Origin of the sequence: Streptomyces griseochromogenes (assembly GCF_001542625.1) — a bacterium.
Taxonomy (GTDB): domain Bacteria; phylum Actinomycetota; class Actinomycetes; order Streptomycetales; family Streptomycetaceae; genus Streptomyces; species Streptomyces griseochromogenes.
In genome coordinates this window covers 43,796-57,658 of sequence record NZ_CP016279.1, presented here as the reverse complement: position 1 = coordinate 57,658, position 13,863 = coordinate 43,796, and the positions used below count along the sequence as shown (strand labels likewise).

General features: G+C 68.2%; 14 protein-coding genes. 5 read left to right on the top strand and 9 right to left on the bottom strand.

The features are described from left to right. The first annotated feature begins 8 nt into the window (after window positions 1-8). The 3 genes from AVL59_RS00255 to pknB all read left to right on the top strand — a co-directional run bounded on the left by AVL59_RS00255 (window position 9) and on the right by pknB (window position 5,096). Window positions 9-1,457: an FtsW/RodA/SpoVE family cell cycle protein gene (locus AVL59_RS00255; protein ID WP_067299193.1), complete on the top strand. Its 1,449-nt coding sequence runs from the start codon at window positions 9-11 to the stop codon at window positions 1,455-1,457. Beyond that, on the top strand, window positions 1,454-2,935 hold the full coding sequence (locus tag AVL59_RS00250) for a penicillin-binding transpeptidase domain-containing protein (RefSeq protein WP_067299192.1): 1,482 nt from the start codon (window positions 1,454-1,456) through the stop codon (window positions 2,933-2,935). Before AVL59_RS00255 ends, AVL59_RS00250 begins: the two co-directional genes overlap by 4 nt. A 169-nt stretch (window positions 2,936-3,104) precedes the next feature. After that, complete coding sequence (pknB, locus tag AVL59_RS00245; protein WP_067299191.1) at window positions 3,105-5,096, top strand: Stk1 family PASTA domain-containing Ser/Thr kinase; 1,992 nt, start codon at window positions 3,105-3,107, stop codon at window positions 5,094-5,096. A 72-nt stretch (window positions 5,097-5,168) separates the two neighbouring features. Here pknB and AVL59_RS00240 read toward each other — a convergent pair whose 3' ends face one another. The 6 genes from AVL59_RS00240 to AVL59_RS00220 are packed head-to-tail and all read right to left on the bottom strand — an operon-like array spanning window position 5,169 to window position 9,395. Continuing rightward, the gene (locus tag AVL59_RS00240; RefSeq protein WP_067299190.1) at window positions 5,169-5,921 is read right to left on the bottom strand and encodes a class E sortase; all 753 of its coding nucleotides are present in this window, start codon (window positions 5,919-5,921) and stop codon (window positions 5,169-5,171) included. A 13-nt stretch (window positions 5,922-5,934) separates the two neighbouring features. Continuing rightward, the gene (locus AVL59_RS00235; RefSeq protein WP_067299189.1) at window positions 5,935-7,050 is read right to left on the bottom strand and encodes a class E sortase; all 1,116 of its coding nucleotides are present in this window, start codon (window positions 7,048-7,050) and stop codon (window positions 5,935-5,937) included. After that, window positions 7,047-7,685 carry an aminodeoxychorismate/anthranilate synthase component II gene (locus tag AVL59_RS00230; RefSeq protein WP_067299188.1) on the bottom strand — a complete coding sequence of 213 codons (639 nt, stop codon included), beginning with the start codon at window positions 7,683-7,685 and terminating at the stop codon, window positions 7,047-7,049. The genes AVL59_RS00235 and AVL59_RS00230 overlap by 4 nt, the downstream gene beginning before the upstream one ends. Continuing rightward, window positions 7,682-7,843, bottom strand: a complete 162-nt coding sequence (locus AVL59_RS47275) for a hypothetical protein (RefSeq protein ID WP_208870278.1) — start codon at window positions 7,841-7,843, stop codon at window positions 7,682-7,684. Before AVL59_RS47275 ends, AVL59_RS00230 begins: the two co-directional genes overlap by 4 nt. Window positions 7,844-7,895: 52 nt before the next feature. Then, on the bottom strand, window positions 7,896-8,585 hold the full coding sequence (locus tag AVL59_RS00225) for a class E sortase (protein WP_067299187.1): 690 nt from the start codon (window positions 8,583-8,585) through the stop codon (window positions 7,896-7,898). A gap of 21 nt (window positions 8,586-8,606) precedes the next feature. Continuing rightward, window positions 8,607-9,395 carry a DUF881 domain-containing protein gene (locus tag AVL59_RS00220; protein ID WP_067299186.1) on the bottom strand — a complete coding sequence of 263 codons (789 nt, stop codon included), beginning with the start codon at window positions 9,393-9,395 and terminating at the stop codon, window positions 8,607-8,609. A gap of 140 nt (window positions 9,396-9,535) precedes the next feature. On the opposite strand from AVL59_RS00220, the gene crgA reads away from it, so the two are divergent. Then, window positions 9,536-9,790, top strand: coding sequence for a cell division protein CrgA (crgA, locus tag AVL59_RS00215; RefSeq protein ID WP_067299185.1), 255 nt, complete (start codon window positions 9,536-9,538; stop codon window positions 9,788-9,790). A gap of 261 nt (window positions 9,791-10,051) precedes the next feature. Here the strand turns inward: crgA and AVL59_RS00210 are convergent, their stop codons facing one another. Both AVL59_RS00210 and AVL59_RS00205 read right to left on the bottom strand, forming a co-directional pair. Then, window positions 10,052-10,939 carry a rhomboid family intramembrane serine protease gene (locus AVL59_RS00210; protein WP_067299184.1) on the bottom strand — a complete coding sequence of 296 codons (888 nt, stop codon included), beginning with the start codon at window positions 10,937-10,939 and terminating at the stop codon, window positions 10,052-10,054. Window positions 10,940-11,052: 113 nt separating this feature from the next. Further along, on the bottom strand, window positions 11,053-11,586 hold the full coding sequence (locus tag AVL59_RS00205; protein WP_067299183.1) for a peptidylprolyl isomerase: 534 nt from the start codon (window positions 11,584-11,586) through the stop codon (window positions 11,053-11,055). A 240-nt stretch (window positions 11,587-11,826) separates the two neighbouring features. On the opposite strand from AVL59_RS00205, the gene AVL59_RS00200 reads away from it, so the two are divergent. After that, the gene (locus AVL59_RS00200; protein ID WP_067299182.1) at window positions 11,827-12,525 is read left to right on the top strand and encodes a DUF5324 family protein; all 699 of its coding nucleotides are present in this window, start codon (window positions 11,827-11,829) and stop codon (window positions 12,523-12,525) included. A gap of 247 nt (window positions 12,526-12,772) precedes the next feature. On the opposite strand, the gene galE is transcribed toward AVL59_RS00200, so the two are convergent. Then, window positions 12,773-13,759 (bottom strand): UDP-glucose 4-epimerase GalE, encoded by a 987-nt coding sequence (gene galE / locus AVL59_RS00195; RefSeq protein ID WP_067299181.1) that lies wholly within the window; start codon window positions 13,757-13,759, stop codon window positions 12,773-12,775. Window positions 13,760-13,863 lie beyond the last annotated feature (104 nt).

The following is a 13,863-nucleotide window of genomic DNA, read 5'->3' as shown; positions in this document are numbered from 1 at the left end:
GTCACACGATGAGCAGTTCTACGAATTCGACGCACCACACGTCCACGATCGGTGCGATCGGCGCCCCGAGCCGCCGCAACACCGAGCTGGCCCTGCTGATCTTCGCCGTGGCCATCCCGGTGTTCGCCTACGCCAACGTGGGCCTGGCCATCAGCGACCAGGTGCCCGCGGGGCTGCTGAGCTACGGCCTGGGCCTCGGTCTGATGGCCGGCATCGGCCACCTCGGCGTGCGGAAGTTCGCGCCGTACGCCGACCCGCTGCTGCTGCCGCTGGCCACCCTGCTCAACGGGCTCGGGCTCGTCATCATCTATCGCCTCGACCAGTCGAAGCTGCTCCAGTCGCTGCCCCACTTCGCACAGGCCGCGCCCCGCCAGCTGCTCTACACCGCGCTGGGCATCGCCATGTTCGTCGCCGTGCTGATCTTCCTGAAGGACCATCGCGTCCTGCAGCGCTACACGTACATCTCCATGTTCGCCGCCCTGGTCCTGCTCCTGCTGCCGCTGGTGCCGGGCCTCGGCGCCGACGTCTTCGGTGCCAAGATCTGGATCCGGGTCCCCGGCCTGGGCACGCTCCAGCCCGGAGAGTTCGCGAAGATCGTCCTCGCCGTCTTCTTCGCCGGCTACCTGATGGTGAAGCGCGACGCGCTCGCCCTCGCCAGCCGCCGCTTCATGGGCCTCTACCTGCCGCGCGGCCGCGACCTCGGCCCCATTCTGGTCGTCTGGGCGATCTCGATCCTGATCCTGGTCTTCGAGACCGACCTCGGAACCTCACTGCTGTTCTTCGGCATGTTCGTGATCATGCTGTACGTCGCCACCGAGCGGACCAGCTGGATCGTCTTCGGTCTGCTGATGTCCGCGGTCGGCGCCGTCGGTGTGGCGAGCTTCGAGCCGCACATCCAGACCCGTGTGCAGGCCTGGCTCAACCCGATGCGCGAGTACAAGCTCAGCCGCGTGGTGACCCACGACGGCATCCTCCACTCCGACCAGCTGCAGCAGGCCCTGTGGGCCTTCGGCTCCGGCGGCACCCTCGGCACCGGCCTCGGCCAGGGCCACTCGGACCTGATCAAGTTCGCCGCCAACTCCGACTTCGTCCTCGCCACCTTCGGCGAGGAGCTGGGCCTGGCCGGCGTCATGGCGATCCTGCTGATCTACGGCCTGATCGTGGAGCGCGGCGTACGCACCGCCCTCGCCGCCCGCGACCCGTTCGGCAAGCTGCTCGCCATCGGCCTGTCCGGCGCCTTCGCCCTCCAGGTCTTCGTCGTCGCCGGCGGTGTGATGGGCCTCATCCCGCTGACCGGTATGACGCTGCCGTTCGTCGCGTACGGCGGTTCGTCCGTGCTGGCCAACTGGGCACTGATCGGCATCCTGATCCGCATCAGCGACACCGCCCGCCGCCCGGCGCCCACGCCCGCCGGCAACCCCGACGCCGAGATGACCCAGGTGGTCCGCCCGTCATGAACAAGCCCCTGCGCCGGATCGCGATCTTCTGCGGACTGCTCGTCCTGGCCCTGCTGATCCGTGACAACTGGCTCCAGTACGTCAAGGCCGACCAGCTGCGCACCGACACGGCCAACCGCCGGGTCACCATCGAGCGCTACGCCAACCCGCGCGGCGACATCGTCGTCGACGGCAACTCGATAACCGGTTCCGTCGAGTCCAAGCACGGCGACTTCAAGTACAAGCGCACGTACAAGAACGGGCCCATGTGGGCCCCGGTCACCGGCTACTCCTCGCAGGCCTTCGACAGCAGCCAGCTGGAGAAGATCAACGACGGCATCCTCACCGGCAACGACGACCGGCTCTTCTTCCGCAACACCCTCGACATGATCACGGGCAAGCAGAAGCAGGGCGGCAACGTCGTCACCACGCTGAACGCGGCCGCGCAGAAGGCGGCGTTCGACGGCCTCAAGGAACGCGGCGGCAAGGGCGCCGTGGTGGCCCTCGAACCGTCCACCGGCAAGATCCTCGCGCTGGCCTCGTTCCCGTCGTACGACCCCTCGTCCTTCGCGGGCAACTCCACCTCCACGGACGCCAAGGCCTGGAACGCGCTGCAGAAGAAGAACAACCCGGCCGACCCGATGCTGAACCGGGCGCTGCGCGAGACCTACCCGCCGGGCTCCACCTTCAAGGTGGTCACGGCCGCGGCCGCGCTGGAGAACGGGCTGTACAAGTCGGCGGACGAGAACACCGACTCGCCCCTGCCCTACATCATGAAGGGCACCACGACCCCGCTGAAGAACGAGGGGAACATCCCCTGCAAGAACGCGACCCTGCGCGAGGCGCTGCGCGTGTCCTGCAACTCCGTCTTCGGCAAGATCGGGGCCGACCTCGGCAACGACAAGATGCTGGACGAGGCGAAGAAGTTCGGCTTCGACGCCGAGCAGTTCACCCCGGTCCGCTCGAACGCCTCGGTCTTCTCCGACAACATGAATCCGTCGCAGACCGCCCTGTCCTCCATCGGCCAGTACAACACCGCGGCCACCCCGCTGCAGATGGCCATGGTCGCCTCGGCCGTCGCCAACGACGGCAAGCTGATGAAGCCGTACATGGTCGACGAACTGCAGTCCTCCAACGTCGACCCGGTCGCCAAGACCGAGCCGAAGGAGCTGAGCCGTCCGCTGTCGCCGACGAACGCGCAGATCCTCCAGTCGATGATGGAGACCGTCGTCAAGAGCGGCACCGGGCAGAAGGCGCAGATCGGCGGCGGTGTCACCGTCGGCGGCAAGACCGGTACCGCCCAGCACGGTGTGGCGAACAGCGCGAACCCGTACGCGTGGTTCATCTCCTACGCCAAGCTCGGCGACGGCAGCTCGCCGGTCGCCGTGGCCGTGGTGATCGAGGACGAGGGCGCGAACCGCGACGACATCTCCGGTGGCGGCCTGGCCGCGCCGATCGCGAAGAGCGTCATGGAGGCAGTCATCAACTCCAAGAAGTGACCCTGCACACGTCCCCTTCACATCGCTGCACGTTGCGATACCGGTCCTGTATCGGGTTACGGGCTTGGCCAGGTCACACACAGCGAGCCGGGTACGGTAGGCCCGGACGGCAGCCTCCGGCCGCACACACGCGGCGGCCGGGACCGACGGAGAGGGCTGGTAGGTAGCTATGGAAGAGCCGCGTCGCCTCGGCGGCCGGTACGAGCTGGGCCAGGTGCTCGGCCGTGGTGGCATGGCGGAGGTCTACCTCGCGCATGACACCCGCCTCGGCCGCACCGTGGCTGTGAAGACGCTGCGCGCGGACCTCGCGCGTGATCCGTCCTTCCAGGCCCGGTTCCGCCGGGAGGCCCAGTCGGCCGCCTCGCTCAACCATCCCGCGATCGTCGCGGTCTACGACACGGGCGAGGACTACATCGACGGGGTCTCGATCCCGTACATCGTGATGGAGTACGTCGACGGCTCCACGCTCCGTGAGCTTCTTCACTCCGGCCGCAAGCTCCTGCCCGAGCGCGCGATGGAGATGACCATCGGCATCCTCCAGGGCCTGGAGTACGCCCACCGCAGCGGCATCGTCCACCGCGACATCAAGCCGGCGAACGTCATGCTGACCCGCAATGGTCAGGTCAAGGTGATGGACTTCGGTATCGCCCGTGCGATGGGCGACTCCAACATGACCATGACGCAGACCGCCGCGGTGATCGGTACGGCCCAGTACCTCTCCCCGGAGCAGGCGAAGGGCGAGCAGGTCGACGCCCGCTCGGACCTGTATTCGACGGGCTGTCTCCTCTACGAGCTGCTGACCGTACGGCCGCCGTTCGTCGGCGACTCCCCGGTCGCCGTGGCCTACCAGCATGTGCGCGAGGAACCGCAGGCGCCCAGCGTCTTCGACCCCGAGATCACTCCCGAGATGGACGCCATCGTCCTGAAGGCGCTGGTCAAGGACCCGAACTATCGCTACCAGTCGGCCGACGAGATGCGCGCCGACATCGAGGCCTGCCTCGACGGCCAGCCGGTCGCCGCGACGGCCGCGATGGGCGCCGTGGGCTACGGCGGCGGCTACCCCGACGACCAGCCGACGACGGCACTGCGTCCGGACGCCGGCGCGGGAGCGACCACCATGCTCCCGCCGATGAACCCGGACGACGGCGGCTACGGCTACGACGACCGCCCCGACCGGCGCAGCCGGCAGAAGAAGAACAACACCTCCACGATCCTCCTCGTCGTCGCCGGCGTCCTGGTGCTGGTCGGCGCGATCCTGATCGGGAAGTGGGTCTTCAGCGAGAAGAACACGGACAGCACGTTCGGGGCGCCGAACTTCATCGGCAACACCTACGCCACCGCCCAGAAGATGGCCGGCAACCGGGGCCTGAAACTGGGGGATCCCACACGCAAGCCCTGCGCGAACCAGCCCAAGGGCAACGTCTGCTCCCAGGACCCCAAGCCGGGATCGGACGTCAAGAAGGGCGACACGATCAACCTGGTGGTGTCGACGGGCGCCCCCAAGGTCCTCGTGCCGGACGTCCGTGGCATCCAGTTCGACAAGGCCGAGTCCCAGCTGGAGGACAAGGGCTTCACGGTCGACAAGAAGACCGTGGTGTCCACCCAGCCCCCGGGTATCGTCACCGAGCAGGACCCTCCGGGCGGCACGGAGAAGCAGAAGGGCACCACGATCACCCTCACGGTCGCCAAGGCCGAGGAGAAGGTCACGGTCCCCAGCGACCTCGTCGGCAAGTCCTGCGACGACGCCAAGGCCGAGCTGACGCAGCTGGGCCTGACGCCGAACTGCGTCGACACACCGACGAACGACCCCACCCAGGACGGCAAGGTCATCTCGACCAACCCGCAGGCGGGTCAGCAGGTCGGCAAGAACACCAACGTGGCGATCAACGTCGGCAAGGCGCAGACCAACGCCCCGGTCCAGGTCCCGAACATCCAGGGGCAGAAGCTCAAGGACGCCAAGACCATGCTGCAGCAGGCCGGCCTGCAGGTCGGCAACATCACCGGCTCGCAGGACGACAACGCCATCGTCGCGGGCTCGAACCCGGGGCAGGGCAACACGGTCCAGCCGGGTTCGGCGGTCGACCTGATCACCGTCGGCGGGAACGGGAACAACGGCGGCAACAACAACGGCGGCACCCTCTTCGGTGGCACCTTCGGCTGACGCCCGCACCCTGTGAGTGGGCCCCTGCCGGGACTTCCCGGCAGGGGCCCACTCGTGTGCGAAGAGCCTGGGTCAGCCACGCAGTTCCTCGGGCAGCGTCCGCTTGCTGTCCACCTTCTCCACGCGGACCAGTTCGCCCCACACCACGTACCGGTACTCGCTCGTGAACACCGGCGTGCAGGTCGTCAGGGTGATGTAGTGGCCCGGCTTCTTCTTGCCGGACTCCTTGGGGACCGACGTCAACACCTTGACGTTGTACTTCGACGTCTCGGGGAGGATCGAGTACACCTTGTAGACGTACCAGTCGTCCTTCGTCTCGAAGACGATCGGGTCGCCAGTCTTCACCTTGTCGATGTTGTGGAACTTCGCGCCATGGCCGTCGCGGTGGGCGGCGAGAGCGAAGTTGCCGTCCTTGCCGGTGAGCGGCAGGGTCGCCTTGACCGGGTCCGTGTAGTAGCCGGCCACGCCGTCGTTCAGGACATCCGTGCCCGTGCCCTTCTCCACCAGGACCTCGCCGTTCTTCATCGCCGGCACATGCAGGAAGCCGATGCCGTCCTTGGTGTCCAGCGCGCCGGGACCCGAATCGGTGGCGTGGGCCCAGTGCTCGCGGACCCGGTCGGCCTCCCTGTGTGCCTTGCGGTCCGCTATGACGTTCGTCCACCACAGGGAGTAGACGACGAACAGGGCGAGCAACAGGCCCACCGTGATCAGGATTTCACCGAAGACACTGATCGCCATCGCGATCCTGCCGGGGCGCCGGCGCGGGCCGGGCCCCGCGCCGGACGCGTCCGTGTGCTCTTCGGTGTCGTCGGCGGTCGCTGCCACTGTTTCTTAGCCCCTACTCGATGAGCGCGTCCGGTTTGCCCTTGTCGCGCGGGCGTTCCTCGACCATCTTGCCCCACACGATCAACCGGTACTTGCTGGTGAACTCCGGCGTACAGGTGGTGAGGGTGATGTAGCGGCCCGGCTCGGTGAACCCCGAGCCCCGGGGAATCGGGTCGAGCACGCTGGTGTTGGCCGGCGAGGTCACCGGCAGCGTCGAGGTCACCTTGTACACGAAGTACGTGTCCTGTGTCTCGACCACGACCGCGTCGCCGGGCTTGAGCTTGTTGATGTACCGGAACGGCTCGCCGTGCGTGTTGCGGTGGGCGGCCAGCCCGAAATTTCCCGTCTTGGCGCTCGGCATCGCCGTCTTCAGCGCGCCCTCGCCGTAGTGCCCGACCATGCCCTTGTCGAGCACCTGCTTGTTGCTGACGCCCTCCGCTATCGGCGCCACCACGTCCAGCGTGGGGATGTGCAGGATGGCGAAGCCCTGCCCCGGCTCGAACACCCCCGGCGCCCGCTTGCCGTTCGCCCAGTCGTCCTGCAGCTGGTGTGTCTCCTTGCCCGCCTGCGCATGCGCGCGGACGTTCGTCCACCACAGCTGATAGGTGACGAACAGCAGCATCAGCACACCGGTGGTGATGAACACCTCGCCGATCGCCCGGCTCGCGAGGACGCCCGGACTCGGCTTGCGCTGCCGCGCCTGCCGCCGGGCCTCGACACGGGAGAGCGGCCGCCGCGGCTCGGACTCCGCCGAGGGACTCGGCGGACCCGCCGACTCCCGGCCGCCGCCATGACGGCCACCACGCCGCTTGGCGGCCTTTCTGCGGGCCGCACGGCCGCCCGGCGGAGGTCTATTGACGGAAGAGGCCGAAGAGGCCCCAGAAGCGCGTATGGGCTCGCTCTCCGGGCCCAGCAGCGGATCGGGGATCCGCAGCGCCATCGTTTCCTCGTCCACCGGGGACAGCAGCGCGGTCGCCTGCTCGTCCACCGGCCCCACCGGCCCCGCCGCCCCCATCGTCGGCATCGGCGCCGTGGGGGGATCGCCCGCGCTCGCGTACGGCGCAGGGCCGTAGGACTCGTACGGACTGTCGCCGTACAAGTCCTCGCGCTCGGGGCGCAGCGCGGTCACGCCGTGGCCCTGCCCACCACCGGGGCGAGCCCCGCCGACCTCGCCACGGCACCCTGGTCGCCGCACTGCACCAGCCAGTTGGCCAGCATCCGGTGCCCGTGCTCGGTCAGCACCGACTCGGGATGGAACTGCACGCCCTCGACCGGGAGTTCACGGTGGCGCAGGCCCATGATGATGCCGTCGTGCGTACGGGCCGTGACCTCCAGCTCCGCCGGAACGGTGGCCGGCTCGGCGGCCAGCGAGTGGTAGCGGGTCGCCGTGAACGGGGAGGGCAGCCCGGCGAAGACGCCCCTGCCCTCGTGCTCCACCAAGGAGGTCTTGCCGTGCAGCAGCTCGGGCGCCCGGTCGACCACACCGCCGTACGCCACCTGCATCGACTGCATCCCGAGGCAGACCCCGAAGACCGGCACCCCGGTCGAGGCACAGTGTCGGACCATGTCCACGCACACGCCCGCCTCCTCCGGCGTCCCCGGCCCGGGCGACAGCAGCACACCGTCGAAACCGTCCTGGGCGTGAGCAGTCGACACCTCGTCGTTGCGCAGCACCTCGCACTCGGCACCCAGCTGGTACAGGTACTGCACGAGGTTGAAGACGAAGCTGTCGTAGTTGTCGACGACGAGAATCCGCGCACTCACTGGTTGTCCACCGTCACATCGTTGAAGGGCAGCAGCGGCTCGGCCCAGGGAAAGACGTACTGGAACAGCATGTAGACCACGGCCAGGATCAAGACGAGTGAGATGACTGCCTTCATCCACGCGTTGCCCGGCAGATGCCGCCAGATCCAGCCGTACATGCCGTTCCTTCCGTATCCCCACGGCACCTGACTCACGCCGTACAGCACCAGACTAACGGCGCAGAGCCTCCGGTTCTCCTGACTCCACAGGCTGTGTGGAGTCCAAGTGCGCCCAGACGATCAGCCGGTGGCTGTGCCCCCATTCCGGATCGCACGTGGTCAGCGTCAGATACCGCCCCGGGCGCGTGTACCCCGACGTACGTGGCACAGGGTCGATCACCTCAACGTCGGTCGGAACGGTTTTGTAGGGCCCTTTGTCGATCCGATACGTGAACCAGGTGGTCCCGTCCGTGAGCACCACAGCGTCGCCCCGCCGCAGCCGGGGGAAGTCCTTGAAGGGGTCGCCGTAGGTGCGCCGGTGGCCGGCGACCGCGAAATTGCCCTCCTGGCCGAGGCGGGCCGTCCCGGCGTAGTGGGCGAGGCCCTTCCGCAGCACGTCCGTGCCGGTGCCCTCCAGCACGGGCTTGTTCCACGTGAAACCGAGCCGCGGGATGTACATGATCGCGAAGGCCCTGCCGTAGTGGTACGCGACCGGCCCCGGCCCACCCGCCGAGGCGCCGCCGGCCCCCGCCGAGGGGTGCGCGCTCCCCTTCGACCACTGCCGGTGCAGCTGGTCGATCTGGTCGCTCATGACCGAATCGGCCCGCACGCCGGTCCAGAACAGCACGTAGGCGACGAAGAGCACGATCAGGGTGCCGACGGTGATGCACAGTTCGCTGACGGTCCTGACGATCACGCGCACCGGCGGCTCCTGAGCGGACGGCTACTGCACGGGCTTCGCGTAGTGCAGATCCACTGTGCCCGAGTAGCCCGGCAGAGTCACCGCTCCGTCCTCGGTGACTTTCCAGCCGAGGCCGTAGACGTTGACGTACACCATGTAGGTCTGGATCGCCTTGCTCGCGGCGAGCGCCTCCTGGAGCTTCCCGGGGTCCCCCACCGCGGTGATCTTGTACGGAGGCGAGTAGACACGGCCCTGGAGGATCAGGGTGTTGCCGACGCAGCGGACGGCGCTGGTGGAGATCAGCCGCTGGTCCATGACCTTGATGCCCTGGGCGCCGCCCTGCCACAGGGCGTTCACCACGGCCTGCAGGTCCTGCTGGTGGATGACCAGGTAGTCGGGCTGCGGCTCCGGGTAGCCGGGGAGCTTGGCGGTGGCGTTCGGCGGGGCGTCGTTGAGGGTGACGGTGATCGCCTTGCCGGTGAGCTTGCGGGTGCCCGCGCTCTTCTCCAGACGGGTGAGCTTCTCGTCCTGGGCCTTGGTCCTGCTGTCGTCGCTCTCCGCGAGCGATTCCACGCTGTCGCGCAGGGCGGCGTCGGACTCGTCCAGCCCTTTGTTCTTCCGGCTGCGCTCCTGGATCAGGTCGGACAGCTTCAGCAGGGAGGAGTCCTTGCGGATGTCGGTGCCCTTGGCCGTGTCGAAGCTGGTGAAGAAGATGAGCCCCGCCAGGGCGAAGACGGCCGCCGTGAGGATCCGCACCGGAGGGAAGCGGAGCCCACGCGCGGGGCCGGGACCCGTTGATCCCGTCCCGGGGGAGTCGGCAGAATTGCTCAACGTACCCTTATCTCCTTCGGCGCCGCGGAAGCACTACGCTAACGGACGCCCGGGGGAGCACTCAGTGTCCCCTTGTACGCTGCCCCGGACCGACCCAGTTACCTGCGCGGCCACGCAGCGCATCGACAGGAGAGACCCTCGTGCCGAAGTCACGTATCCGCAAGAAGGCCGACTACACGCCGCCGCCCGCGAAGCAGGCGCAGGCCATCAAGCTGACCAACCGCGCCTGGGTCGCGCCCGTCATGCTGGCCATGTTCCTCATCGGTCTGGCCTGGATCGTCGTCTTTTATGTGAGCAACGGCTCGCTGCCGATCGACAGCCTGGACAACTGGAACATCGTGGTCGGCTTCGGCTTCATCGCCGCCGGGTTCGGTGTCTCCACGCAGTGGAAGTAGCCACCGGCGCAGTAGCTCTGCCCAGGGCTGTTCGCTGAGTTATCCACAGCCTCGGTACGTCGTCCACACCCCCCTGGGGAAAAGACTACGATCTGTGGATAACTCATCGGCCGTTGACGCCGGTGTGACTGCCCTACCGGCACCCATACACCCGTTCGCCCCCTGCCCGACCTGCGGAAACACATCCGAGCGGCAGGGGGCACAGCTGTACCGGCACAGCGTGCACAAGATCCGGCACACGCTGTGGACAACGGTTCGGTATCAGGTGAGCTGAGCGGTTCTGACCAGCGTCAGGACCACCACCACGGCCAGGACGAGCGCACAGGTGCCGTACTGGATCAGCGCCCGGTTGCGGCGCGGGGCGTGGACCATGGCATAGCCGGTGACGACACCCGCGACGAGGCCGCCGACGTGGGCTTCCCAGGCGATGTTCATCCCGCTGAAGGTGATGATCAGGTTGATCACCAGCAGGGCGATGATCGGCCGCATGTCGTAGTTGAGCCGGCGCATCAGGACGGCGGTGGCGCCGAAGAGGCCGAAGATCGCTCCCGACGCGCCGAGCGAGGGCTGGTTGGGCGCGGCGATCAGGTAGGTGAACGCGCTGCCGGCCAGGCCGGAGACGAAGTACAGGGTGAGATAGCGGGCGCGGCCGAGGGCGGCTTCCAGGGGGCCGCCGATCCACCACAGGCTGAGCATGTTGAACGCGATGTGGGTGTAGCCGCCGTGCAGGAACATCGCGGTCAGCAGGCGGTAGTACTGGCCCTCGGCGATGCCCTGTACCCCGGGGAGGTAGTAGGTGTAGGCGTGGCCGATGAGCTCGAAGCGGTTGGTGAAGCGGTCGCCCAGGGACAGCTGCAGCAGGAAGACGGCCAGGTTGATCCCGATGAGGATCTTGGTCAACAGGCGGGGGTCCGCCGCCACCGTGCCGCCCGCGACCGTTCGCGGGCGGGAGGCGGCCGGGGGGTGGCCCGTGCCGGAGCCGCCGCTCACGCACTCGGGGCACTGGAAGCCGACCGAGGCGCTCACCATGCACTCGGGGCAGATGGGGCGCTCGCAGCGGGTGCAGCGCACACCGGTCTCGCGGTCCGGGTGCCGGTAGCACACGGGCAGGCTCGCGGCGTCCCGCGCGCTGCCTGCGGCCTGGTCCATGAGATCCCCTTGCTGGTCGTGGGCTGTCCCCGGGCAGTACCCGGCCCCGCTCTTCCCTACGGACGAGCGGGGCGTTTGGTTCCCTGGGGAGGATTCCGGGGCTCGGCGGGGCTTCAGCCCTGGCGCTTTTCGACGACGATCGTGTCGATGACGACGTCGTTGACCGGTCGGTTGTTCGGGAGCGTGGTGGGCTCGGCGGCGATGGTGTCCACGACCTTCTGGCTGGCCGGGTCGGTGACCTCGCCGAAGATGGTGTGCTTGCGGTTCAGGTGGACCGTCGGGGAGACGGTGATGAAGAACTGCGAGCCGTTGGTGCCCGGGCCGGCGTTGGCCATGGCGAGCAGGTACGGCCGGTTGAAGGACAGGTCGGGGTGGAACTCGTCGGCGAACTCGTAGCCGGGGCCGCCGATGCCGTTGCCGAGCGGGTCGCCGCCCTGGATCATGAAGCCGCTGATGACCCGGTGGAAGACCGTGCCGTCGTAGAGCTTGTCCGTGCTCACCACGCCGGTGCCCGGGTGTGTCCACTCGCGCTCGCCCTGGGCGAGTTCGACGAAGTTTCTGACCGTCTTGGGCGCGTGGTTCGGGAACAGCCGGATGTCGATGTCGCCCCGGTTGGTCTTCAGGGTGGCGTGGAGCTGCTCGGCCACGTTCCGCCTTCCGTTGTCCTCGTGTGCCCCCAGATCCTCGCACGGCCCGGGGTGGGCGGCGCCCGGCAGGAGTGAGTTCCTCCGTGAGGGGGCGCGCGGCGGTGATTCGTGGCAGTGTCATCAGGAAGCTCTGATTGCACCCATATGCCCGCTCTCGCATGCCGCGGAGGCTGTTGGCAGGCATGATCCGTAAAAGGGTGGATAGTCGAATTACCGTACGCCACCGAGGAGGAGGAACCCGTGACCCGCATCGACAGCGTGCGCGCCGCGACCGGCTCGGCGAAGGACAGCGTGCTGCACGCCGCGGAAGTGGTGGCGCCCTACGCCGACACGGCCAAGGAGCGTGCCGCGTATTACGCGCAGGAGGCACGCGTACGGCTGGCACCCGTGGTGTCCCAGGCCGCTGAACAGGCCCGCGAGCAGTACGACGCCCTGCTCGCCCCACGTCTGGAGCAGGCTCTCGCGCATGTGCCGCCGAAGATGGATCTGGCCGCGCACGAGGCCGCCGAGCTGACCCGTAGGGCGGCCCGGCAGGCGGCCGAGTATTCCCGCCCGAGGATCGAGCAGGCGGTGGCCGCGGCCGCGCCGGTGGCGGACGAGGCCGCCCAGCGCAGTGCCGCCGCGCTGGCGGCACTGCGCGGTCATGTCACGGCGCAGGAGATCCAGAAGCTGGCCCGCAGGAACGAGCGGCGTTCCAGGGGCGGCCGTGCCGTGAAGGTGCTGGCGCTGCTGGGTCTGGTGGCGGGCGGTGTCTTCGTGGCCTGGAGGTGGTGGGACAAGCAGGCGAACCCCGACTGGCTGGTGGAGCCGCCGGCCGCGACGGAGGTGCCCGAGTCGGGCCGGCTGAGCGCGGTGGACGGCAGTGGCTCGGTGCTTGATCCGGAGGTGCAGGCCAAGCAGGCCGACGAGGACGCCGCCGACCGCGACGACAGGGAGTGAGGCGCCGGCGTCCGTGCGGCGCCCGGTATGCCGGAAAGGGCCCCTCCGATCGCGTACGCGCGGGCCGGAGGGGTCTTTGGTGTGATCGCCGCGCGGACACGGCTTCGGAGTTTCGGCTCCCCCATCCGGATTTTCGCGCGTGATGGACGAGACCTCGCGCAAGAGAAGACCCCTCCAACCACGTTTCCGCAGGTCAGAGGGGTCATGCAGGGGCCGAAGGCCCAGGGGGACGAAGCGCGTGGGGCGGTCAGGCGGTCCTGCGCGCCTCCGGGTGGCGCAGGCACCAGCCTTCCCAGGCGGAGGAGACCATGTCGGTCACGCTGTAGCGGGCGGACCAGCCCAGATGCCGCTCGATCGGAGTGGCGTCAGCGACGACCTTCGCCGGGTCTCCCGGGCGGCGGCCGACCACGACCGGCTGGGTGCCGTAGCCGGTCACGGTGGTGATGACCTCGATCAGCTCGCGCACCGACAGGCCCTCGCCCCGGCCGACGTTGAAGGTGTGTGCGACGCCGTCGTGCCCGCGCAGGTAGCGGGTGGCGGCCAGGTGCGCGGAGGCGATGTCGGCCACATGGATGTAGTCGCGCACGCAGGTGCCGTCCGGGGTCGCGTAGTCGTCGCCGAAGATCTGGGGTGCCTCACCCGCGGTGAGCTTCTCGAAGACCATCGGGACGAGGTTCAGCACGCGCTTGTCGGCCATGGCCGGGCCCGCGGCCCCGGCGACATTGAAGTAGCGCAGGTTGATCACGTCCACCCCGTGCGCCTGGTGGGCCGCCGTGCCGAGCCATTCGCCGATCAGCTTGGTCTGGCCGTACGGGCTCATCGGTGAGCACGGGGTGTCCTCGGTGACCAGGTCCACATCGGGCATCCCGTAGACGGAGGCGCTGGAGGAGTACACCAGCTTCCGCACCCCGGCGGTGTTCATCGCGGACAGCAGAACGCGGAATCCCTCGACGTTCTGGTGGTAGTGCGCCAAGGGGAGTTCGACGGATTCGCCGACCTGTGTCCGGGCGACCAGGTTGACGACGCCTTCCACCCGGTATTCCTGGAAAACCTGGTCCAAGGCTTGTTCATCGCGAATGTCGGCGATGACGAGGGGAACTCCGTCGGGCACATTGGACTTCGCACCGGTGGAGAGATCGTCCACGACGATCACGTGCTCTCCGGCGTCGTGCATTGCTTTTACGACGTGTCCGCCTATGTAGCCGGCGCCGCCTGCGACGAGCCAGAACTTCATCTTGCACAGTTCCTTTGGTCGTTCGTGTAGTCATCCGCGACGCGCCCGGTCATGCGCCCCCGGTCTTCGAGTGGCCAGTGAAAAAGACTGCCGTACGGGTTGTC